Raw genomic sequence first — 21,660 nt, 5'->3', positions numbered from 1 at the left:
AAAAGCCCCCAATCAAGGGGGCAAGTCAAACTGTGGCAATGTTCTCGTTGGTTATTTCTGGGTAGCTAGCGATAAATATCCGCGCTGGCGTGCATATTTCCGTTACTTCCGGGTTCCCTGGTGAGGATCACGTGGTAGTAGGTGGCGCCTTGCGCATCTGTTTCTTCATTCAGGGCCTGATTTGCTTCACTTTCAGTGGCGAAGTTATGGTTTATGTAAATCACGCCTAAGCTCTGCACATCATCCATATTCCTGGCCTGACGGTGGGTAATTTCAATGGCTGCCATTGCATTTGCACTGAGCAATAGCACGGCCAAAAGGGTCAACACACGGGTTCGCATAGGTACCTCCTCGACCGCGGTCTCTGGTTAGCGCTCTCCTGTGAGTGGATAACTTCTGATTTAATTTTAACCACAACCGACAGAGTCGATAGCGACCATTTCTGATGCAGTTGTTCAAAAAATTACCGCATAGCCGTCTTTTCTTTAATTAACAATCAACTGATACCTTCCGCTACGGTTAAAAAATTCCTGTTTGCCCGGCATAAGCTCTTACCAAATGGTCAATTTAACCGGAAGGGTACGCCGTTTATAGTGAGCTGAAAAAGAATATAACTTCATGATTATAAGGCAAAAGCTTATGGATACTTCATTCATGGATTTCAGCTACTTCGTGATTATGTTTATGGTTGCGCTGGTGGCGGGTTTTATTAATGTGGTTTCAGGGGGCGGTGGGTTTCTTTCAATTGGCGCATTGTTGATCTCCGGTTTACCGCCGGCCAATGCGCTGGCGACCAATAAAATTCAGGCCTTGGGTAGTTCACTCACCTCTGGGATTTACTTTTTGCGCCGGGGGCATATCAACGTGCAGGAACACAAGTATGTGTTCTTATCTGCCTTTATCGGTTCCGCGCTGGGTACCACACTGATTCAGTTCATTGAGCCGGACCTGCTAAAAAAGCTGCTGCCGGTGCTGATAATTACCGTCGCCATCTACTTTATTTTTGCCCCTAACCTGAGCGAACCAAAAAGAAAGCAGCAGGTATCGCTGTTTCTCTTTTCACTTATCGGCGGTGGGTGCGTAGGTTTTTATGACGGTTTTCTCGGCGCAGGGGCCGGTTCCTTGTATACGCTCTGCTATATCACGTTATGGGGATACGGCATCGATAAGGCGCAAATTCACTCCAACTTTATTAACCTGGCGTCGAACATCGCCTCGATTCTGTTCTTCATTTTCGGCGGTAAAATGATCTGGTCGCTGGGACTGGTGATGTTCGTTGGGCAATCTCTCGGTGCGCGTCTTGGAGCCTCGGTAGTACTGACGCGTGGGAAGAAAGTCATCCGACCGATGATTGTGATTGTCTCGATTTGCATCAGTGTCAAAATGCTGGTGGATATGTATTAATGACGGTTTGATAAATATTCATACAATCACCTTGAGTTTACCTGCTACCGCCAGTATTATGACGCGTCATTTTTCAGCCGACCTTTAACACGTTCCTTGCCTCCATGGGCCTCGGCTGACCCAGACAGGAGGCTGAATAATCCGTAAGGAGCAATTCGATGCGTCATTACGAAATCGTTTTTATGGTCCATCCTGACCAGAGCGAACAGGTTCCGGGTATGATCGAACGCTACACTGGTGCAATCACTGCAGCAGAAGGCACGATCCACCGTCTGGAAGACTGGGGCCGCCGTCAGCTGGCTTACCCGATCAACAAACTGCACAAAGCTCACTACGTTCTGCTGAACGTTGAAGCGCCGCAGGAAGTTATCGATGAGCTGGAAACAAACTTCCGCTTCAACGATGCCGTTATCCGTAGCATGGTAATGCGTACTAAGCACGCTGTTACCGAAGCATCTCCGATGGTTAAAGCGAAAGACGAGCGTCGTGAACGTCGCGATGATTTCGCTAACGAAACCGCAGATGATGCTGAAGCTGGGGATTCTGAAGAGTAATTTCTGATGACCAACCGTTTGGTGTTATCTGGCACAGTGTGCAGGACGCCGCTTCGCAAGGTCAGCCCATCAGGAATTCCTCATTGCCAGTTCGTGCTTGAGCATCGTTCTGTGCAGGAGGAAGCCGGTTTCCACCGGCAGGCGTGGTGCCAAATGCCCGTTATTATTAGCGGACACGAAAACCAGGCCATTACTCACAGTATAACGGTCGGTAGCGCAGTAACTGTTCAGGGGTTCATTTCTTGCCACAAGGCAAAGAACGGCCTGAGCAAAATGGTTCTGCATGCCGAGCAGATTGAATTGATAGATTCTGGAGACTAGCCATATGGCACGTTATTTCCGTCGTCGCAAGTTCTGCCGTTTCACCGCGGAAGGCGTTGTTGAGATTGATTACAAAGACATCGCAACGTTGAAAAACTACATTACCGAAAGCGGTAAAATTGTCCCGAGCCGTATCACCGGTACTCGTGCAAAATACCAGCGTCAGCTGGCTCGCTGCATCAAGCGCGCTCGCTACCTGTCCCTGCTGCCGTATACCGATCGTCATCAGTAATCGGCCGCTGTCTATTAACGACTTTAAGAGGATAAGGTAATGCAAGTTATTCTGCTTGATAAAGTAGCAAACCTGGGTAGCCTGGGTGATCAGGTTAACGTTAAAGCGGGCTACGCTCGTAACTTCCTGGTACCACAGGGTAAAGCTGTTCCTGCTACCAAGAAAAACGTTGAATTCTTCGAAGCACGTCGCGCTGAACTGGAAGCCAAACTGGCTGACGTTCTGTCTGCTGCTGAAGCTCGCGCTGAGAAAATCAATGCACTGGAAACCGTAACCATCGCGTCTAAAGCAGGCGACGAAGGTAAACTGTTCGGTTCCATCGGTACTCGCGACATCGCTGACGCTGTAACTGCAGCTGGCGTTGAAGTAGCTAAGAGCGAAGTTCGTCTGCCGAACGGCGTTCTGCGTACCACTGGCGAGCACGAAGTGAGCTTCCAGGTTCACAGCGAAGTGTTTGCTAAGCTGACTGTAAACGTAGTTGCAGAATAAGTTTTTATTCTAAAAACCGCGTAAAAGCGCCGGCCTTGTGCCGGCGTTTTGCTTTTCTGCCCTCCTGTTTTTCGCTCTGGCTATTCTTTATCCTTTTCGCGATAATCATAAAAATAAAACACAATTTCAAAGTGGTGATGGCATGGACACAACGCACCAACCTCTGTTCGCGCGTAAAAACGTGGTCTACCTGAGCGCGGCATTTTGCTGCCTGCTGTGGGGGAGCGCCTATCCGGCGATTAAAAGCGGATATGAGATTTTCCAGATTGCCACCGATGATATTCCGTCAAAGATTGTTTTTGCCGGATACCGATTTTTGTTTGCGGGGTTATTGCTGCTACTGCTGGCGATGGCGCAGCGCAAACCCATTGGCAGGTTAAGTCCGCGTCAATTTGGTCAGCTTACGCTGCTGGGGCTGACGCAAACCTCGCTGCAATACATCTTCTTCTATATCGGTCTGGCCTTCACCACGGGTGTGAAAGGCTCAATCATGAACGCCACCGGAACGTTCTTTAGTGTGCTGCTGGCCCACTTTATCTATCAGAACGACAAGCTGAGCTACAACAAAGCGTTGGGCTGCATTCTGGGCTTTGCTGGCGTGATGGTGGTGAATTTTAACAGTGGGCTGATGGATTTTAGCTTTACCCTGTTAGGAGACGGTTCAGTGGTATTGGCGGCCTTTATTCTCTCTGCCGCTACGCTGTACGGAAAACGTATTTCGCAGACGGTTGACCCGACGGTAATGACGGGGTATCAGCTGGGGATGGGCGGTCTGGCTCTGGTTATCGGTGGCTACGCTTTTGGCGGAACACTTACCGTCCACGGCTCTGCATCGGTGGCGATTCTGGGCTACCTGACGCTGCTCTCCTCAGTGGCGTTCGCACTGTGGAGTATTCTGCTCAAATACAACCGCGTGGGAATGATCGCGCCGTTTAACTTCCTGATCCCGGTCTCTGGTGCGGTGCTGTCGTCGATTTTTCTTGGTGAGAACATTCTCGAATGGAAATACGCAGTGGCGCTGGTGCTGGTCTGTTCGGGGATTTGGTGGGTGAATAAGGTGAAGCGGTAACGCCTGATGGCACTACCGCTTATCAGGCCTACAATCGCGGGAGCCGTAGGCCGGGTAAGGCGAAGTCGCCACCCGGCAATCAGTACATTTAACGTGCGCGAATAAAGCTGCCGTTAGGCTGGCGGGTAAACAGCACCTGCTGGCCGTTGCCGGTATCGATGGTTAACCCCGTGACCACGCCATTGGCATTCTGCCTGATTTGTATCATCTGACCGTCTTTCAGGTTGCTCAGCGGTTTTCCGGTACCTTCAACCTGCGCCATGGCATACACATCGGTCGGTGGAAGATTATGGTCACGGAACACCTGGGCGAGCGTTTTTCCGGAGTCTACACGGTAGGTACGCCATTGTTGGTCAATCCCGCTATCGGGCTGAAAAGGCTGCGTCTGAGGCTGGGACTGCTGGGCTTGCGGCTGCGCATCGGGATCGCCTTCCTGGATGGGTTCCGGTGCGACCGGTGCCATCTGACCCGGATCGTTTTGCGGGGCGACCAGCTGCGCCTGCAGCTGAGCTTCAGTGGGTGGCTGCGATTGCGACTGGAGATCCAACTGGGCATCACGTGTGACCGCAGGAGTATCGCTGGTATCGTTGGAAGGGAGCAGGAAACCTATCACCAGCACGATAGCGGCAGCAATAATGCCGCGGCGATGCATAGGCGGTAGCGGGTCCATAATGCGAAAATTGTCCGGTGCATGCCAGATTTTCGCCAGGGTTGGTTTTAATTCAAAGCGCCCGGGCATGGCTTTCCTCCTGCTCCGCGTCTCGTTCCTGAATCATAGAGTATAGATGCCTGATTCTATGATATTTGCCTTCATGCCCGCTTTCGTGACGTCAACGCGGGATATTCCTATTGTTTATGTTTCCTCGCGATTTGTCATCTGTTCCCGAGACAAAGTTTTACCGGATGCGGCATGGCTGCTATGCTGCCCGCTACTTTACCTCCGATGAAAGGAAATATGATGGCCACCCCGACTTTTGACACTATCGAAGCGCAAGCAAGCTACGGCATTGGTTTGCAGGTAGGACAGCAGCTGAGCGAATCCGGTCTGGAAGGGCTGTTGCCTGAAGCGCTGGTTGCGGGTATTGCTGACGCGCTGGAAGGCAAACATCCAGCTGTGCCGGTTGACGTTGTTCACCGTGCGCTGCGTGAAATCCACGAACGTGCTGATGCGGTCCGTCGTGAGCGTTTCCAGTCTATGGCTGCTGATGGCGTCAAATATCTGGAAGAAAACCGTGAGAAAGACGGTGTAAACAGCACTGAATCCGGTCTGCAGTTCCGCGTTCTGACGCAGGGCGAAGGGGCTATTCCGGCACGTACCGACCGTGTACGCGTGCACTACACCGGTAAACTGATCGACGGTACCGTGTTCGACAGCTCCGTTGCCCGTGGTGAACCGGCTGAATTCCCGGTTAACGGCGTTATCCCTGGCTGGATTGAAGCGCTGACCCTGATGCCGGTGGGTTCCAAATGGGAGCTGACTATCCCTCAGGAACTGGCCTACGGTGAGCGTGGCGCGGGTGCGTCCATTCCTCCGTTCAGCACGCTGGTATTCGACGTTGAGCTGCTTGAAATCCTGTAAGCAGTGACTTCTGTTCCCCTCAGCCTTGGGGGGAGCAGAAAAATAGCGTGAAAAGCTATAGTTATACCGATGTCGATATTTTATCTTGCAAATAGCGCGCTTGCGCGTATTTTTGTGAGCTGATTCGCGCTATCAGAGTGATATGACACTCACTTTAAACATAAAATTAACATTATATCTAAATCTTAGTATTCATCCCGCCAATTCTTACCTAATATCGATGAGTCCTGATAACGGGATCGTCGTATCATAGACACACCAAAGGCCGTAGAGCCTGAACAACACAGACAGGTACAGGAAGAAAAAAACATGGTAGATCAGGTAAAAGTCGTTGCCGACGAAGAGGCTTCGTCTGAACAGTCGCTGCGGCGCAATCTCACAAACCGTCATATTCAACTTATTGCCATTGGTGGCGCTATCGGTACCGGCCTGTTTATGGGCTCCGGGAAAACCATCAGCCTCGCCGGGCCGTCGATCATCTTTGTTTATATGATCATCGGTTTTATGCTGTTTTTCGTGATGCGCGCAATGGGAGAATTGCTGCTCTCGAATCTCGAATACAAATCTTTTAGTGATTTCGCCTCTGACCTGCTCGGGCCGTGGGCTGGGTATTTTACCGGCTGGACCTACTGGTTTTGCTGGGTCGTGACCGGGATGGCGGACGTCGTTGCCATTACCGCGTATGCGCAATTCTGGTTCCCTGGGCTATCCGACTGGGTGGCATCGCTGGCGGTAATCATTCTGCTGCTGGTCCTCAACCTCGCCACGGTGAAAATGTTTGGTGAGATGGAATTCTGGTTTGCGATGATCAAAATTGTCGCCATCGTCGGCCTGATCGTGGTTGGTCTGGTGATGGTACTGACGCACTTCCAGTCACCTACTGGTGTTCAGGCATCGTTCACCCACCTGTGGAATGACGGTGGCTGGTTCCCGAAAGGTCTGAGCGGCTTCTTTGCGGGCTTCCAGATTGCGGTGTTTGCGTTCGTGGGTATTGAATTGGTCGGGACGACAGCGGCGGAAACCAAAGATCCGGAGAAATCCCTGCCGCGTGCGATTAACTCGATTCCAATCCGTATCATCATGTTCTACGTGTTCGCGCTGATTGTGATTATGTCCGTCACCCCGTGGGGCTCGGTGGTTCCAACCAAGAGCCCGTTTGTCGAACTGTTCGTGCTGGTCGGCTTGCCGGCGGCGGCGAGCCTGATTAACTTTGTGGTTCTGACGTCTGCGGCGTCTTCTGCGAACAGCGGTGTGTTCTCGACTAGCCGTATGTTGTTCGGTCTGGCGCAGGAAGGCGTGGCACCGAAAGCGTTCGCCAAGCTGTCCAAACGTGCCGTTCCGGCGAAAGGCTTAACCTTCTCCTGTATCTGCCTGCTGGGCGGTGTGGTGATGCTGTACGTTAATCCGAGCGTAATCGGTGCGTTCACCATGATCACCACCGTATCGGCGATTCTGTTCATGTTTGTCTGGACCATCATTCTTTGCTCGTACCTGGTGTACCGCAAACAGCGTCCGCAGCTGCATGAGAAGTCGATTTACAAAATGCCGTGGGGCAAGGTGATGTGCTGGGTGTGCATGGCGTTCTTCGTGTTCGTGCTGGTACTGCTGACGCTGGAAGAAGATACCCGTCAGGCGCTGATCGTCACGCCGCTGTGGTTCATTGCGCTGGGGCTGGGCTGGTTGTTTATCGGTAAGAAACGTATGGCAGGTGTACGTTAATAAAAAAAGAGCCGCGACGCGGCTCTAATGCTTCATCAATCAGGGCGCTCTCAGGCGCCCTTTTTATTCACCAGCGAGGGCACGCGGGAACAACACATTGTTTTCCAGACTGATGTGTTCCATCAGGTCGTCGATCAGTTCGTTAATGCCGTTATACATGGCTTTCCAGGTGGTGCAGGCTTCCGGCGGCGGCGTCACGTTTTGGGTGATGTGCTTGATCACTTCGACCAGCTCACCGGCGTCGTCATGCTCGCTTTCCATTACGCTGATTGGCCCCATTGCCTGGCTACCCATTCCCTGTTTGATCATCGGGAACAGGATCTGCTCTTCTTTCATCATGTGGCTGGACAGCTCGTCATGCAGCATGGTCAGGTTTTTCGCCAGACCGCGTGGTACGTTTGGCTTGTCTGCGTGCACGCGTTCAACTTTGGTGGCCTGCAGGATCAGTTCCGGCAGCTGTTCGCGGTGGCGGTCATGATAACGAACGACGATATGGTCGATAATTTCTGCCAGTGCCACGCTGCGCCAGTCTTTTTCCAACGGTTGCTCAGCCAGTTTTGCCAGTTCGGCTTCGATAGCCTCGACATCCAGCTCTTTACGTGCGGCAGCGCGTGCCAGCGTTTGCTTACCGCCGCAGCAGTAATCCATATCGTACTTACGAAACAGTGCCGAAGCGCGAGGAATAGAGAGCGCCAGTTCACCTAAAGGTTGATCGCGATAAGACATAGCCGTTACCTCATTCTCAATAATATAAGATGTATTTTAAATGCAACTTATAGCGAAGGATATACCCCTTTCGGGGTGGTGGGATTTGTGATGGCTGTCACGAAAATTTCTTATACCGTTAACCTGCTGAATCTTATTGAAAAGGCGTAAAACGGCGAAAAAAGCCGCGTCAGAAGATTAAATAAGCGGGCGCGGCTGCCGATAGTTAGACCTCAGACAATACCTGCATAATAAAAAGGCAACAGATGTTCAAACGAATCAAAGTGATAACCTTACTTATCACCGTGTTACTTTCCCTGGGCGCGATGCAGCTCATCTCCGCAGGCGTTTTTATTGGCGCACTCAACAACGATAAGCAAAATTTTAACGTGTCTCAGCTTTCCAGCCAGAACGTGGCCGAGTTTACCGATGCGTGGATTAGCCTGAACCAGGCGCGCGTCACGCTCAACCGGGGCATGCTGCGTCTGCAGGGCACGATGGCCAGCGAGGTGAACGGCGGGCAGCTAACAGAGCTGGTAAGCACGGCAAATCGACTGCTGGCAGAAGCGAAAGAGCATTACGATAAATACTATGCGTTGCCGGAAACGCCGGGTCTGGATGAACATCTGGCTGATCGACTGGAAGAGCAGTACGGCATTTATTCGACCACGCTTGCCAAAATGAACGCGCTGCTGGCGGAAGGCAAACTGGAAGAGATGTTCAAACAGAATGCTGAACAAAAGCAGACGGCAATGCAGGGTGTGTATCAGGAATGGCGTGCGGCACAATCCGCGCTGGCAAATGCGGGCGTGCAGGATAACGAGAATGACTACCAGAAAATTATCTGGTTGCTGTCTGCCGTCATGCTGATTGTGGTCACGGTGATTGTCGTTAGCTGGATAGCCATGCAGCGCGTGCTGTTGAAGCCACTGCGCGAGGTGATGGAACATATTCGCCATATTGCCGCAGGTGACCTGACCCACAGCATCAGTGCTGACGGCAGCAATGAAATGGCGCTGCTGGCACGTAACGTCCGCGATATGCAGCAGTCGCTGGCGAACACGGTTAGCGTGGTGCGTGATGGGGCCGATACCATTTACACCGGGGCGGGTGAAATCGCCGCGGGCAGTAACGATCTCTCCTCGCGTACCGAACAGCAGGCCGCATCGCTGGAGGAAACGGCAGCCAGCATGGAACAGCTCACCGCTACCGTGAGACAGAATGCGGATAATGCACGACAGGCGACTAGCCTTGCAAAAAATGCCTCGCAGACGGCGCAAAAAGGCGGCACGGTGGTTGATGGCGTGGTGCGTACCATGGATGAAATTGCCACCAGTTCCAGCAAAATCGCGCAAATTACCACTGTTATTGACGGTATTGCCTTCCAGACCAATATTCTGGCGCTGAACGCGGCGGTAGAAGCCGCACGGGCCGGTGAACAGGGGCGTGGTTTTGCGGTAGTAGCAGGAGAAGTGCGCACTCTGGCGCAGCGCAGCGCGCAGGCGGCGAAAGAGATTAAGGCCCTGATTGATGATTCTGGTTATCGGGTCAACGCCGGTACTGCACTGGTACATGAAGCGGGTGAAACAATGGCGGAGATCGTCAGCGCCGTCACCCGCGTGACCGATATCATGGGTGAGATTGCTTCGGCCTCTGATGAGCAGAGTCGGGGAATCGATCAGGTTGGTCAGGCCGTTGCCGAGATGGATCGCGTGACGCAGCAAAACGCCTCGCTGGTGGAAGAATCCGCGTCAGCGGCGGCGGCGCTCGAAGAACAGGCGGCACGCCTGAATCAGACCGTTGCGGTATTTAAAGTGTCGCGCCGAATGGCGGCGTAAACGCCTTATCCGGCCTATTATCGCGTAGGCCGGATAAGCGCAGCGCCATTCGGCACATTATGATTGTGGAACCACGACGACGCTCGGTTTCTCCGGCTTGGCATTGACGGCCACCACCACACCGATAACCAATAACGCGATGCCGCTAATCGTCAGCGCCGACGGCATTTCATGGCGCAAGATAAAGGTATACAGCAGTCCCGCCAGCGTCTCGAATACAATCAACGGCCCGAGGATCACCGTTGGCAGCTTTTGGCTGGCGATGTTCCAGCACAATGCCCCCACCCACGAACACAGCACCGCAATGGCGACCATCAGGCCGATAAATACGCCTGGACGCGGGCCGAAGGGCAGGGAGAAGTCCGGCGTTTGCCCGTTCAGCCACAGGCAGGCCGCAATGTAACCGAGCAGAGAAACGGGCAGCGTCACCAGTGCCTGGGCGGTGGCCCACATCATCGGATGCTTATCAGGGTTTTCACGCAGCCAGCGGGCATTACGCAGCGCATACCATGCCCAGCACACCACGGAAACCAGTGCCAGGGCGATACCCGACCCGTAGCGCCAGCCGCTAAAATCAGGTAACCCCTGATTCAACTCAGAAATATTCACGCACAGCAGGCCAATGCCGATCAGCACCAGCGCCGGGGCCAAGCGCCACCAGGATAATTTACCGTCACGCTGGCTATAGAGCAGATTGGCGAAGACCGGGATCACTACCGGTAGCGTGCCGATGATCATCGTCGAGACCGGCGCACCGGTGCGCTGAATGGCGCTGGCCAGACAAACATAATAAATCAGGTTGCCCATCATGGTCAGAGCCAGCGCGGTTTTCCAGTCTTTGCGCGATAGCTGACGCAGACGTCCGCGACCCAGCCAGGCCAGCGGCAGGGCAATCAGCCCCAGCGCCAGGTAGCGTCCCATCGACTGTAATACCGCCGGGTATTCCGGCACGATCAACGGCCCGACAAAAATCAGCCCCCACATCAACCCCGCCAGCAGGGCGTACAACACACCGCTAATCATTTTGACATCCACATCATTGAACATTGCGCCGAGTGTAGGCAGGGAAAATGCCGCTGTATTGTATGAGATTGCGCATTAGCGCGAATAAACCTGCTTCTGATAACGCACAGGCGTAATACCGTAGCGATGGGTAAACGCGCGGGTGAGGTGCGACTGGTCGGTCAGGCCGGTTGCCGCAGCAACGTCGGCGGCGGGCATACCGCGCGTGAGAAAGTCTTTGGCGCGCCACAGGCGAACAGCCATGAGCATCTGATGCGGGGTGACGTGAAAGTGCAGTTTGAACTGGCGCTGAAAATGCCAGGGGCTGAGCGCAGCCACGCGAGCCAGTTCGTCGAGCGTAACCGGGTGCATGTAGTTATCATGCAGATATTCGCGCACGCGATCAAAGCGATGCGCGCCTTCCCGCGACACCGGCGCATGACGAGCCAGTGGCTGGAAGGTGTCGATCAGATCGAGCAGCAATCCTTTTTGTGCCAGCGGATCCTCGGTGTTCCACATCCCGTGGATCAGCGAACAGATCTGGCGTGAACGGTGGGGATCGTGGCGCGTCACATCATGGAACCACCAGTGGCGGATCCCGGTGACCTCTTGCAGAAGAGAGGGGTCGAGATAAATCATCCGGTAGCGCCAGCCGTCGGCGGTTTCAGCCTCGCCGGTGTGCAGCTCATCGGGATTCATGGTCACGACGGAATGGGCCGGTGCCACGTACTGGGTGCCACGATAGCGAAAACGCTCGGCGCCGGCTTCGATCGCGCCAATGCCAAACGCTTCGTGGGTATGAGGCTCAAACGCATAACGCGAGATATGCGCATGATACAGCTCAACGCCCGGTATCTGCGCCAGATGGCGAAAACGGGCGCTGTCTTTCTCATCAATAAACTGCTCAGGTACACCCTGCACGTTATCTCTCCCCACACATCGTCTTATCATTATCAGAGAGGATGCGCGGGGATGCCACCGTAATTAACCAAATTTTAACAGTTATACGATGCCGCTGACGCTCTCCGCCAGCGATGTGGTCGGGCGTTTAATCAGTGTGCTCAGCGTATGGCTGTCGTCAAACAGTCCACCTTTTGAGGCACCGATATCAGAGTCGGCCAACATTTCTGCCAGTCCGGCAGGCAGGCCAAACCCTTTCAGCGCGGCGGCAAAATCGGCCTCGCTAAGGTTCTGATACACCACTTTTTTGCCGCTCTGTTGAGCCAGTTCGGCGGCCAACTGGCTCAGCGTCCAGCCTTCATCTCCCGCCAGCTCGTAGATTTTCCCGGCATGGCCTTCTTCACTGATGATGCGCGCGGCGGCGGCAGCATAGTCCGCGCGGGTGGCGGCGGCGATTTTGCCGTCTCCGGCGGCACCAATAAACACGCCGTGCTCGAGGGCGGCGGGGGCGCTGGCGAGATAGTTTTCGCTGTACCAACCGTTACGCAGCAGCGCGTAATCGAGGCCGGATTCTGCCAGCATCTTCTCGGTTGCCACGTGTTCATCTGCCAGCCCCAGCGGGGAGGTGTCGGCATGCAGCAGGCTGGTGTAGGCGATGAATTTCACTCGTGCAGATTTCGCCGCATTGATCACGTTGCGGTGCTGTGGGGTACGCTGTCCGACTTCGCTTGAGGAGATCAGCAGCAGTTTGTCGATGCCTTGCAATGCGGTGGTAAAGGCAGCTTCGTCGGTGTAATCCGCCTGGCGGACGGTAATACCCTGCAGGCTGAGGGCAGCGGCTTTAGCTGGGTTACGCACAATCGCCACAATCTGGCTGGCGGGAACGGTTTTCAGCAGGTTTTCAATAACGTGTTGGCCCAGTTGGCCAGTGGCGCCGGTAATCGCAATCATGAGGAACTCCAGGTTTTTGTCTTGTGTTGACTCACGCTAACACCTAAACTTACTTTTAGTAAGTACGCACAAAAAGGTAAGTATGAAAATGACAGATTCGACGCTTTCTCAGCAACTGCGCGACGGCAACTTATTTGCTGAACAGTGTCCTTCCCGCGAGGTGTTAAAACACGTTACCAGCCGTTGGGGAGTATTGATTCTGGTGGCGCTGCGCGACGGCACGCACCGTTTTAGCGATCTGCGCCGTAAGATGGGTGGTGTCAGTGAAAAGATGCTGGCGCAATCCTTACAGGCGCTGGAGCAGGACGGGTTTATCAACCGGGTATCGTATCCGGTGGTACCGCCGCACGTGGAATACAGTCTGACGCCGTTGGGTGAGCAGGTGAGTGATAAAGTTGCCGCACTGGCGGACTGGATAGAAATGAATTTACCGCAGGTTTTGGCGCAGCGGATCCCGGGGTGAACGATGTGCCGGATGGCGCTGCGCTTATCCGGCCTACAAGTCGGCTTCATGCGTAGGCCGGATAAGACGCTATTGCGTCGCATCCGGCACTAAAATTACTTACTCAAATCCAGCTGATAAATCGCAAAACCGATATCGTCGGTGGCGACTTTTTGCAGCGGATACTGTCCTTTTTCTTTGATAAACGCGGCGGCTTTATCGGACGGCGAGGTTTCAAAACGAATATCCAGCTTCGTCTCGCTGTGGATCGGCGCCAGACGCCAGTTATTATCCGCCGCCGGGTGAATTTCACCGGCACGCTTCGTCTCGGCCCCTATCCACGCGGCCAGCACCGAGCGGTTTTCATCCGGTGAGGCAAAGGCGATATGGCTGTCGCCGGTACCGGCAAACTTACCGCCGTAGGCGCGATAGTTATTGGTTGCTACCAGGAAGGTAGCGTCCAGGTCGATAGGTTTACCGTTAAAGGTCAGATGCTTAATACGCTCTGCCTGCGGGTTGACCGTCTGGCATTCGCCGTCGTAGCGGGCGGGTTGTGACACATCAATCTGATAGTCTACGCCGTCGATCACGTCGAAGTTATAGGTACGAAAGCCATCCCAGTTGATCAGCGACTGCGGTTTGCTGCTGTGAATATCAATCTGATTAAACTGTCCTGCGGAACATTCCAGCCACTCTTTCACCTCTTTACCGCTGGCTTTTACCACTACCAGCGTGTTGGGATAGAGATACAGATCGGCGGCGTTGCGGAAGGTGAGCTGGCCTTTTTCCACTTCAACAAAGCTGGCCGGATCGTTCTTACGGCCGCCCACTTTAAACGGTGCGGCGGCGGAAAGTACCGGCAGTTTCGCCAGATCCGGATCGCCCTGAATAAAGCGTTCAACGTAAGCTTTTTGCGCGTTGTTCACCACCTGCACGGTCGGATCGTCCTGCACCAGCGCCAGATAGCTGTACATGTTATCGGCCGATTTACCGATTGGTTTGCTGACGAATTCGCGCGTGGCGTCGTGGTCGGCTTTCAGGATCTCAACAATTTTCGTGTCTTCAGCGGCCAGGGATTTTTTTGCCGCCGCATCATAAATCGGGCGGGCTTCAGCTTTCGCCTGGGTGACCTGCCATTTCCCGCTGTCGTTATTCAGCACCAAATCCACCACGCCCAGATGATCGCCCCACATGCCTGGCATTACTGCCGGAACGCCGTTCAGGGTACCTTTAGCGATATCTGCGCCTTTGATGTTGGCAAAGTCTTTCCCCGGGAACACGGCGTGAGCATGACCAAACATGATGGCATCAACACCCGGTACTTCGCTGAGGTAATAAACCGAGTTCTCCGCCATAGCCTGATACGGGTCGGCAGAAAGGCCCGAGTGAGCCACCACGACGACCACATCCGCGCCCTTGGCCCGCATTTCCGGTACGTATTGACGTGCGGTTTCGGTGATGTCATTCACTGTCACTTTGCCGCTGAGATTGGCTTTATCCCAGGTCATGATTTGCGGTGGCACAAAACCGATGTAGCCAATTTTCAGCGTCTGCTTGTGACCCTCTTTGTCGACCACCTCGGTGTCTTTAATCAAATAGGGGGTAAAAAGCGGTTTTTTGGTTTTAACGTCGATGATATTGGCGTTAACGTAAGGGAACTTCGCGCCTGCGAGCGCCTTATGCAGATAGTCCAGACCGTAGTTAAATTCATGGTTGCCGAGGTTGCCGACCGTGTAATCCAGCGTATTCAGCGCCTTATAAACCGGGTGCGTTTCGCCGGCTTTCAGCCCTTTCGCCGCCATGTAATCTCCTAGCGGGCTGCCCTGAATCAGATCGCCGTTATCGACCAGTACGCTGTTTTTGACTTCATTTCTGGCGGCATTGATCAGACTTGCCGTACGTACCAGGCCGAATTTTTCCGTTGGCGTATCTTTGTAATAATCGAAATCCATCATATTGCTATGCAAATCAGTGGTTTCCATTATGCGCAGATCGACGGTTGAGGCATTCACGCTGGCCGCTATCAGCGTGGCCAGAAGCGTTGCACTAAACTTAATCATCAGAGGGCATCCTTTTTAGAACCAGGCCACAAAAGAAAATGTATATACAGCTTATTGCTTACAGAAGTGTGAATCATGCCATGAATAGAGCGTTTAAAACCGCAGGCGCTATCACAGTTGGCGGATCCTCTAACGATCGGGTATAAGTAAAACAACGAGTTAACACCGCTGCTATAAATGAGGTGGAGAATGCTAGAACATGTATGCCAGCTTGCACGGAACGCGGGCGATGCCATTATGCAGGTCTACGATGGAATCAAACCGATAGAAATCACCAGCAAGCAGGATGATTCTCCGGTCACGGCGGCGGATATTGCCGCGCACACGGTGATCCTTGCAGGATTACAGGCGTTGACGCCGGATATACCGGTGTTGTCAGAAGAGGATCCGCCGGGCTGGGATATCCGCCAGCACTGGCAGCGTTACTGGCTGGTTGATCCGTTGGATGGTACCAAGGAGTTCATCAAACGTAACGGTGAATTTACCGTTAATATCGCGTTGATCGAGAAAGGAAAACCGGTACTGGGCGTGGTATATGCCCCGGTAATGAAGGTGATGTACAGCGCGGCCGAAGGTAAAGCCTGGAAAGAAGAGTGCGGCGTGCACAAACAAATCCAGGTGCGCGACGCGCGTCCACCGCTGGTGGTGATAAGCCGTTCGCATGCCGACAACGAGCTAAAAGAGTATCTGCAACAGCTCGGTGAGCACCAGACCACGTCGATTGGCTCATCGCTGAAGTTCTGCCTGGTGGCTGAAGGGCAGGCACAGCTGTACCCGCGTTTTGGGCCGACCAACGTCTGGGACACCGCAGCAGGCCACGCCGTTGCCGCGGCAGCCGGAGCGCACGTTCACGACTGGCAGGGTAAACCGTTGGATTACACCCCGCGTGAATCGTTCCTTAACCCCGGCTTCCGGGTCTCTATTTACTGAGCAATTTGTGCAGCAGGGCGATAACCTGCTGCACCTCTTCCTGCGTTAACGCCCCGTCTTTCGCCCACTGAACGCGACCGTCTTTGTCGAGGACCGCGATGGCTGAGCTCTCTTCGTCCAGTTGCCAGGTTTTACGCGCGATGCCATTGCTGTCGACAATAAACTGTGACCACGGGTAAAGCTTCTTGTTGCTCTCAAGGCTGCTGCGTACAAACATGCCGGAGCCGGGAATGGCATCATCCGTGTTAACGATGGTGGTGGTCTGATAGCGGTCGTGCGGCAAGTTCGCCGCTTTGATGGCCTCAATCAATGTGGCGTTTTTCTCTTTTGCCGAGGTGCGTCCGGCGATGTGTTGCACAATGCGAACTTTCCCCGGCAACTGCGCGCTATTCCAGCTTTTGTAGCTAAACTTATCGTTATCAAGAATCAGTTCGCCGCGATCGGCGATCCCGACCGGCGGCACGCGCTGGTTGGTTTCAAATTTATGGGCAGAGGCCATCATCGGCAGCAACAGGCACGACAGTGCCAGCAGTTTTTGTAAGGTCATGGTGTTTCCTTCTTTCTTATTTTGCAGGTGATCCGACCACTTGGGTGTGGAGTTTAAGCATATGTGCGATTGATGCTTTTTCCCGCAAGCGCAATGCCAGTTTGCGGACGAGCGCACAAATCCTGTGAAAAATGAAGGCTTATACTGAGGACAGCGAAACGTTGAAAAGATAATTCTGAATAATTGTAACCTGAAGGTAAATAAACTTATACACGCTGGAAACAACGTAGAGATAGTCTATAGTCATATGGCATTAAAATTTGCGCCTGAGGATTGTCGGACCGATTGTGGTACCGCAAAGGCGTAATGCTCAGCAGGAGACAACAATGAAAATTTTCCAACGGTACAACCCGCTGCAGGTGGCGAAGTACGTGAAGATCCTGTTTCGTGGACGGTTATATATCAAGGACGTAGGCGCTTTTGAATTTGATAAGGGTAAGATTCTTATCCCAAAAGTGAAGGACAAACTGCATTTTTCTGTTATGTCCGAAGTTAACCGTCAGGTCTTGCGTCTGCAAACTGAGATGGCTTGATCAAAGTGCTATGCGGTAGTTTAAGTAGTCTATAAAAAAACGGCTCCTGTAACAGGAGCCGTTGATGTTTTCAGGTCGGCAAACTTATGCCGCGCCGTCTTCTTTCGCATCCGGCAGCTTTGGCACCAGAACGGTGGGTTTGCTGTCCAGACGCGTCACCAGCAGCTGATCGATCTTGTAGTTATCGATGTCCACCACTTCGAATTTATAGCCTGAGTACTTCACTGAGTCGGTACGTTTCGGGATTTTACGCAGCATAAACATCATAAAACCACCGATGGTTTCATAGTTGCCGGACTGCGGAAACTCGTCGATATCCAGTACGCGCATCACGTCATCAATGGGCGTACCGCCGTCGATAAGCCAGGAGTTCTCGTCACGCGCCACAATCTGTTCTTCCAGACCCTGACCGACTAAGTCACCCATCAACGTGGTCATCACGTCGTTCAGTGTGATAATGCCCACCACCAGCGCGTACTCGTTCATGATAACGGCAAAGTCTTCGCCTGCGGCTTTAAAGCTTTCCAGCGCCTCAGACAGCGTCAGGGTATCCGGGACGATCAGCGTATTGCGGATCTGTACGCCGCTGTTCAGCGCCATGCTTTGGTTGGCCAGCACACGGTTCAGCAGATCTTTGGAGTCCACGTAGCCGATGATGTGATCGATATCTTCGTTACACACCAGAAACTTGGAATGTGGATGTTCCGCCACTTTGTTCTTCAGGCTCTGCTCATCTTCGTGCAGATCGAACCAGATGACGTTCTCACGTGAGGTCATGGATGACGGTACGGTACGGGATTCCAGTTCGAACACGTTTTCGATCAGCTCATGCTCCTGCTTACGCAAGACACCCGCCAGCGCACCGGCTTCAAATACGGCATAGATATCATCGGAGGTGATGTCATCTTTACGCACCATTGGGATCTTGAACAGCCGGAAAATACTGTTTGCCAGCCCATTGAAGAACCACACCAGCGGACGGAACACCATTAAACAGAAGCGCATCGGGTTGATGATGCGCAAAGCCACAGTTTCTGGCGCAATCATACCGATGCGTTTCGGGGTTAAATCCGCGAACAGGATGAACAGACCCGTTACTAGCGAGAACGACAAAATAAAGCTCAGTTGTTCGGACAGTTCTGGAGCAAAGTACTTTGAGAAAAGGCCGTAAAAGACCGGGGAAAATGCCGCATCACCCACGATACCGCCAAGAATGGCGACGGCGTTAAGGCCAATTTGCACCACCGTGAAGAACATGCCGGGGTTTTCCTGCATCTTCATTACGCGTTGCGCATTAATGTTGCCTTCATCGGCAAGCAGCTTAAGTTTAATTTTGCGTGATGCGGCAAGCGAGATCTCGGATATCGAGAAAAACGCACTCACGGCGATCAGGCAGAGAATGACTAAAATACTGTTTAACATATCTTATCCAGCCGTTAAGGCCAGATCCTCGGAAGGGAAATGGATAAATCCGTATGAATCTATATTGAATTCAAACTAAAGACCGGCTCGTGGAAGTGAGCCGGTAAATTCAGAAGCTAGTATAGCGTAAGGTACTGTAAAGTCGCCAGAGGGGGATTATTACGGCTTATCCAACGGCGTTAATCCGGCGTACGGTCTGCATCTCTTGTTCGCAATAGGGTGAACCGTCTGGCTTCAGGACATCATGAAACCATAGCTGTGCGGTCTTGTCGTTGAGCTCGATATCCGGCCACGGTAGCCAGGTTTGCGTTTTGCCCTGCACCAGCCCCCAGTGATAGCTGGAAACGCGCTGCGCGTTAAACAGCGGCAGCTGTTCTTCTATTCGGCTACCAACGTGGCGGGCCAGCCATTCGGTACAGAAAACCGGTCTGCCAAACTCAGCGAGCTGTGACAAAAGAGACAGTTGGCCTGGGGTATCAACATACGCATGGTAGCTAATGACATCTGAAAGTCGCAGTGCGGCAACATCTATCGGATGGGTAAAGGCGCTCCCGCATGCTGCGCGATCGTCAATATGCCAGGCGGCGACGGTTAGGGGCTGAGACGGCGACTCCTGTCGCGCCCAGCTAAACAGGTGGGTTAGCAGGGTCAAGGCGTAAATTTCCAGCCGGTCGTCGTAACGGGCAAATTCACCTGTGCTACAGAAAATCCCGCCATTGCCGGGCTCATTGTAGAGATCCCAGACGCAGATGCGCGAGTCATGACGATAGTATCGAATGATATCGCGAACGTAGGCTTCAATGTGCGGCCAGCAGGTTCTGTCCATTATGCAGGCCCGTCCCGGACTGCCCGCCGCCTGGCTATTATGCACGCCGGGAACCGGGGCTTTTTGCAGGCCGATAAACGGTTCATCGCCGGAAAAGGCGCAGTCGTCGAGCAGCGTCAACATCACCTTGATACCGTGGGCGTGTGCAATGCTTAGAAAGGTGTCGATACGGCCAATCAGGCCATCGCGGTCATGCTGCCAGACGGTAAACGGTAAGTTCGTTCGCAACTGGTTATAGCCGTACTGGCTGGCCCAGCGAAGTTCCTGTTCGATGGTGTGGATATCGAAACTCTCGGCTTGCCACATGTCGAGCCAGTTGACCGCTGTACGTGGTAAATAGTTAAAACCACAGCCCCAGGGTTGCTGCTGATGCCAGCGCTGTGCTTGCGTTTTGCTCCAGGGTTTATACATGATGCGCTCCTTATTCTGCTTCTGAAAGACTGACGCGCCCCGTGGCCCGCTGCGTTGCACTGCCACCCCAGACTTCATCGTACTCGTAGCCGGTGAGCTGCTTTATCACCACCCGTGTTTCCTCATCGCAGTCGCGATAGTTGCCTCCCAGCTTGCGGCGGGCTATCTCTTTGAGCAGCAATTTATGCGTCTCACGCGTGAGCTTGAATTTGTAGGTGGTGTAGAAACTGACGGCCAGCAGCGCGGTGGTAGCAAAGATCATCAAGCCGATAATGGCGTGCAGCGCCATTGCAGGCTGGGCGCCGCTGCCTTTCACAAAACCCGACTCCTCCAGCACCATGCCGATCAGCAGGATAGCGATAGCCACGGTACTCTTGCGGGTGAGTACCATTACGCCCGCAAAAATGCCTTCGCGCCGCTGTTGGGTCACCATCTCGTCGATATCGGGGATAAAACTGTAAATATTCCACGGAATATAATAGAGACCCGAGCGCGCCATGCCGAGCAGAATAAAGACGGCGGAGAACAACACGTTGGAGACCTGAGTTTGGGTGTAATAGATAATAAATAAAAATGCCAGCACCGCAAATATACAACTATAAGAGAGTCGTAGCGCCGCGGACGGCGTAATATTGAGTTTATTCAGTAATAGCATAAAACCATAGGTGCCAAACACCGACGCAAACGCGGCAATGCTTAACCAGCCGGAAACCGATGCGGCATCCTGATTCAAACAATAGATAACGTAAAAGGTAAATACTGAACCGAATACATCCATCGCGGTGAAAGAGAAAATATAAATAATAATATGCAAACGAAAAGCGCGAATTTTGAACGAGGAGAAGAGATCGAGTACCAGGTACTTCAGATGATTGAACAATCCGCTGCTGCGCTGAAGGTCCGTTTTAAATGCCTCCTCTTGCACATCTTTGGCCTCCCATGTGCAGCGCCAGGTAATAAACACGGCGATACAGAAAACGACGGAAAAGATAATCCCGGTCAGGGTGTAGGTAAACGGATTATCTTTGCCCGTAAACTGCATGAGAATGCCGGGAACTGAGACGGCCAGAAAGCCGCCGAGCTGCGAGCAGATCATGCGCACGCCGGAAAGGCGGCTACGCTCTTCGTAACGGTTAGTCATCTCTGCTGCCAGGGTTTCCCACGGTACCAGTACCATGGCCGACAGCAATTCAATCGACAAATAGGTTCCCAGGTAATACCAGTAACCCATATCGGTCAGCCACAGCAGGGCATAGAGAAACATGAGCGGCGAACTGAGTAATAAAAAGAAGCGGCGACGGCCAAATTTCCGCCCAAGCCAGGTATTGCCAAAATTATCGGTGACGTAGCCCATAATCGGGCTGAGTAAAGCATCAATCACGCGGGCAATAGCAAATATGGAACCTGCCTCCAGGACGCTTAAACCGCAATAGGTAGTGTAAAAAAATAACAGCCAGGTGCCGATAATAGCGAAAGCCCCGCCGCCAAATAAATCAGTGATGCCGTAGCCAATTGCTACACCATAACCGACTCTGCGTTCAGTTGGTTTAACCATAATTATTTTTCCAGTGTATATATACGTCATCCTTCAAGCAGCCTCTTTGTTGGCTACGCCTGCTCACCCCAGTCACTTATTTATGTAAGCGCCTGGGCGTTACCAGACTTGCCGCCTTAAAGCATCTTGAATGATTTTGTGTATAGGGTATCTGTATGCCGGTATTACCCG

23 protein-coding genes are annotated in these 21,660 nt (G+C 52.9%); 12 read left to right on the top strand and 11 right to left on the bottom strand.

Annotated elements, in window-relative coordinates; translation table 11 throughout:
• Positions 1 to 65: 65 nt before the first annotated feature.
• Complete coding sequence (yjfY, locus tag M2374_RS11950) at positions 66 to 341, bottom strand: DUF1471 family protein YjfY (RefSeq protein ID WP_096758561.1); 276 nt, start codon at positions 339 to 341, stop codon at positions 66 to 68.
• A 298-nt stretch (positions 342 to 639) separates the two neighbouring features.
• Here yjfY and M2374_RS11945 point away from each other — a divergent pair, with 298 nt between their 5' ends.
• The 6 genes from M2374_RS11945 to M2374_RS11915 all read left to right on the top strand — a co-directional run bounded on the left by M2374_RS11945 (position 640) and on the right by M2374_RS11915 (position 4,069).
• Positions 640 to 1,404 (top strand): TSUP family transporter, encoded by a 765-nt coding sequence (locus M2374_RS11945; RefSeq protein WP_096758560.1) that lies wholly within the window; start codon positions 640 to 642, stop codon positions 1,402 to 1,404.
• Between the two features lie 158 nt (positions 1,405 to 1,562).
• Positions 1,563 to 1,958 (top strand): 30S ribosomal protein S6, encoded by a 396-nt coding sequence (gene rpsF / locus M2374_RS11935; protein WP_096758559.1) that lies wholly within the window; start codon positions 1,563 to 1,565, stop codon positions 1,956 to 1,958.
• A 6-nt stretch (positions 1,959 to 1,964) separates the two neighbouring features.
• Positions 1,965 to 2,279: a primosomal replication protein N gene (gene priB, locus M2374_RS11930; RefSeq protein WP_096758558.1), complete on the top strand. Its 315-nt coding sequence runs from the start codon at positions 1,965 to 1,967 to the stop codon at positions 2,277 to 2,279.
• A gap of 4 nt (positions 2,280 to 2,283) precedes the next feature.
• Positions 2,284 to 2,511: a 30S ribosomal protein S18 gene (rpsR, locus tag M2374_RS11925; protein WP_002210155.1), complete on the top strand. Its 228-nt coding sequence runs from the start codon at positions 2,284 to 2,286 to the stop codon at positions 2,509 to 2,511.
• A gap of 39 nt (positions 2,512 to 2,550) precedes the next feature.
• Entirely contained in the window at positions 2,551 to 3,000 is a 450-nt protein-coding gene (gene rplI / locus M2374_RS11920; protein WP_003025676.1) for a 50S ribosomal protein L9, read from the top strand.
• Positions 3,001 to 3,142: 142 nt separating this feature from the next.
• The gene (locus M2374_RS11915; protein ID WP_096759481.1) at positions 3,143 to 4,069 is read left to right on the top strand and encodes a DMT family transporter; all 927 of its coding nucleotides are present in this window, start codon (positions 3,143 to 3,145) and stop codon (positions 4,067 to 4,069) included.
• Between the two features lie 88 nt (positions 4,070 to 4,157).
• Here M2374_RS11915 and M2374_RS11910 read toward each other — a convergent pair whose 3' ends face one another.
• A complete protein-coding gene (locus M2374_RS11910; protein ID WP_096758557.1) occupies positions 4,158 to 4,808 on the bottom strand; it encodes an OapA family protein in 651 nt (216 codons plus the stop codon).
• A 219-nt stretch (positions 4,809 to 5,027) separates the two neighbouring features.
• Here M2374_RS11910 and fklB point away from each other — a divergent pair, with 219 nt between their 5' ends.
• Both fklB and cycA read left to right on the top strand, forming a co-directional pair.
• Positions 5,028 to 5,648, top strand: a complete 621-nt coding sequence (fklB, locus tag M2374_RS11905; RefSeq protein ID WP_168246986.1) for an FKBP-type peptidyl-prolyl cis-trans isomerase — start codon at positions 5,028 to 5,030, stop codon at positions 5,646 to 5,648.
• Positions 5,649 to 5,957: 309 nt separating this feature from the next.
• The gene (gene cycA / locus M2374_RS11900) at positions 5,958 to 7,367 is read left to right on the top strand and encodes a D-serine/D-alanine/glycine transporter (RefSeq protein WP_096758556.1); all 1,410 of its coding nucleotides are present in this window, start codon (positions 5,958 to 5,960) and stop codon (positions 7,365 to 7,367) included.
• A gap of 63 nt (positions 7,368 to 7,430) precedes the next feature.
• Here the strand turns inward: cycA and ytfE are convergent, their stop codons facing one another.
• A complete protein-coding gene (gene ytfE / locus M2374_RS11895) occupies positions 7,431 to 8,093 on the bottom strand; it encodes an iron-sulfur cluster repair protein YtfE (protein ID WP_115259604.1) in 663 nt (220 codons plus the stop codon).
• A 245-nt stretch (positions 8,094 to 8,338) separates the two neighbouring features.
• Here ytfE and M2374_RS11890 point away from each other — a divergent pair, with 245 nt between their 5' ends.
• Positions 8,339 to 9,910: a methyl-accepting chemotaxis protein gene (locus M2374_RS11890; protein ID WP_181688533.1), complete on the top strand. Its 1,572-nt coding sequence runs from the start codon at positions 8,339 to 8,341 to the stop codon at positions 9,908 to 9,910.
• A 57-nt stretch (positions 9,911 to 9,967) separates the two neighbouring features.
• Here M2374_RS11890 and M2374_RS11885 read toward each other — a convergent pair whose 3' ends face one another.
• The 3 genes from M2374_RS11885 to M2374_RS11875 all read right to left on the bottom strand — a co-directional run bounded on the left by M2374_RS11885 (position 9,968) and on the right by M2374_RS11875 (position 12,763).
• Positions 9,968 to 10,933 carry a DMT family transporter gene (locus tag M2374_RS11885; RefSeq protein WP_181688532.1) on the bottom strand — a complete coding sequence of 322 codons (966 nt, stop codon included), beginning with the start codon at positions 10,931 to 10,933 and terminating at the stop codon, positions 9,968 to 9,970.
• Between the two features lie 75 nt (positions 10,934 to 11,008).
• The gene (locus tag M2374_RS11880) at positions 11,009 to 11,833 is read right to left on the bottom strand and encodes an AraC family transcriptional regulator (protein WP_096758553.1); all 825 of its coding nucleotides are present in this window, start codon (positions 11,831 to 11,833) and stop codon (positions 11,009 to 11,011) included.
• 81 nt (positions 11,834 to 11,914) lie between these two features.
• Positions 11,915 to 12,763: an SDR family oxidoreductase gene (locus tag M2374_RS11875; protein WP_181688531.1), complete on the bottom strand. Its 849-nt coding sequence runs from the start codon at positions 12,761 to 12,763 to the stop codon at positions 11,915 to 11,917.
• 88 nt (positions 12,764 to 12,851) lie between these two features.
• Here M2374_RS11875 and M2374_RS11870 point away from each other — a divergent pair, with 88 nt between their 5' ends.
• Positions 12,852 to 13,226 carry a helix-turn-helix domain-containing protein gene (locus M2374_RS11870; RefSeq protein ID WP_115260000.1) on the top strand — a complete coding sequence of 125 codons (375 nt, stop codon included), beginning with the start codon at positions 12,852 to 12,854 and terminating at the stop codon, positions 13,224 to 13,226.
• Positions 13,227 to 13,321: 95 nt separating this feature from the next.
• On the opposite strand, the gene cpdB is transcribed toward M2374_RS11870, so the two are convergent.
• The gene (cpdB, locus tag M2374_RS11865) at positions 13,322 to 15,265 is read right to left on the bottom strand and encodes a 2',3'-cyclic-nucleotide 2'-phosphodiesterase (protein ID WP_181688530.1); all 1,944 of its coding nucleotides are present in this window, start codon (positions 15,263 to 15,265) and stop codon (positions 13,322 to 13,324) included.
• Positions 15,266 to 15,454: 189 nt separating this feature from the next.
• Here cpdB and cysQ point away from each other — a divergent pair, with 189 nt between their 5' ends.
• The gene (cysQ, locus tag M2374_RS11860; RefSeq protein ID WP_115259599.1) at positions 15,455 to 16,195 is read left to right on the top strand and encodes a 3'(2'),5'-bisphosphate nucleotidase CysQ; all 741 of its coding nucleotides are present in this window, start codon (positions 15,455 to 15,457) and stop codon (positions 16,193 to 16,195) included.
• Here cysQ and M2374_RS11855 read toward each other — a convergent pair.
• Positions 16,185 to 16,742, bottom strand: coding sequence for a YtfJ family protein (locus M2374_RS11855; RefSeq protein WP_135912677.1), 558 nt, complete (start codon positions 16,740 to 16,742; stop codon positions 16,185 to 16,187). The genes cysQ and M2374_RS11855 overlap by 11 nt on opposite strands.
• Before the next feature lie 326 nt (positions 16,743 to 17,068).
• Between M2374_RS11855 and M2374_RS11850 the strand changes: the two genes are divergently transcribed.
• A complete protein-coding gene (locus tag M2374_RS11850) occupies positions 17,069 to 17,275 on the top strand; it encodes a DUF1107 domain-containing protein (protein WP_003025710.1) in 207 nt (68 codons plus the stop codon).
• 84 nt (positions 17,276 to 17,359) lie between these two features.
• Here M2374_RS11850 and M2374_RS11845 read toward each other — a convergent pair whose 3' ends face one another.
• The 3 genes from M2374_RS11845 to M2374_RS11835 form a co-directional block, all read right to left on the bottom strand.
• A complete protein-coding gene (locus tag M2374_RS11845; protein ID WP_096758548.1) occupies positions 17,360 to 18,697 on the bottom strand; it encodes a hemolysin family protein in 1,338 nt (445 codons plus the stop codon).
• A 166-nt stretch (positions 18,698 to 18,863) separates the two neighbouring features.
• Positions 18,864 to 19,934, bottom strand: coding sequence for a 1,4-beta-xylanase (locus M2374_RS11840; RefSeq protein WP_181688529.1), 1,071 nt, complete (start codon positions 19,932 to 19,934; stop codon positions 18,864 to 18,866).
• A 10-nt stretch (positions 19,935 to 19,944) separates the two neighbouring features.
• A complete protein-coding gene (locus M2374_RS11835) occupies positions 19,945 to 21,489 on the bottom strand; it encodes an MFS transporter (RefSeq protein WP_181631642.1) in 1,545 nt (514 codons plus the stop codon).
• Between the last annotated feature and the right edge of the window lie 171 nt (positions 21,490 to 21,660).

This window comes from Citrobacter sp. JUb117 (assembly GCF_024809055.1).
Classification (GTDB): domain Bacteria; phylum Pseudomonadota; class Gammaproteobacteria; order Enterobacterales; family Enterobacteriaceae; genus Citrobacter; species Citrobacter gillenii.
This window is presented reverse-complemented; position numbering and strand designations above follow the sequence as displayed.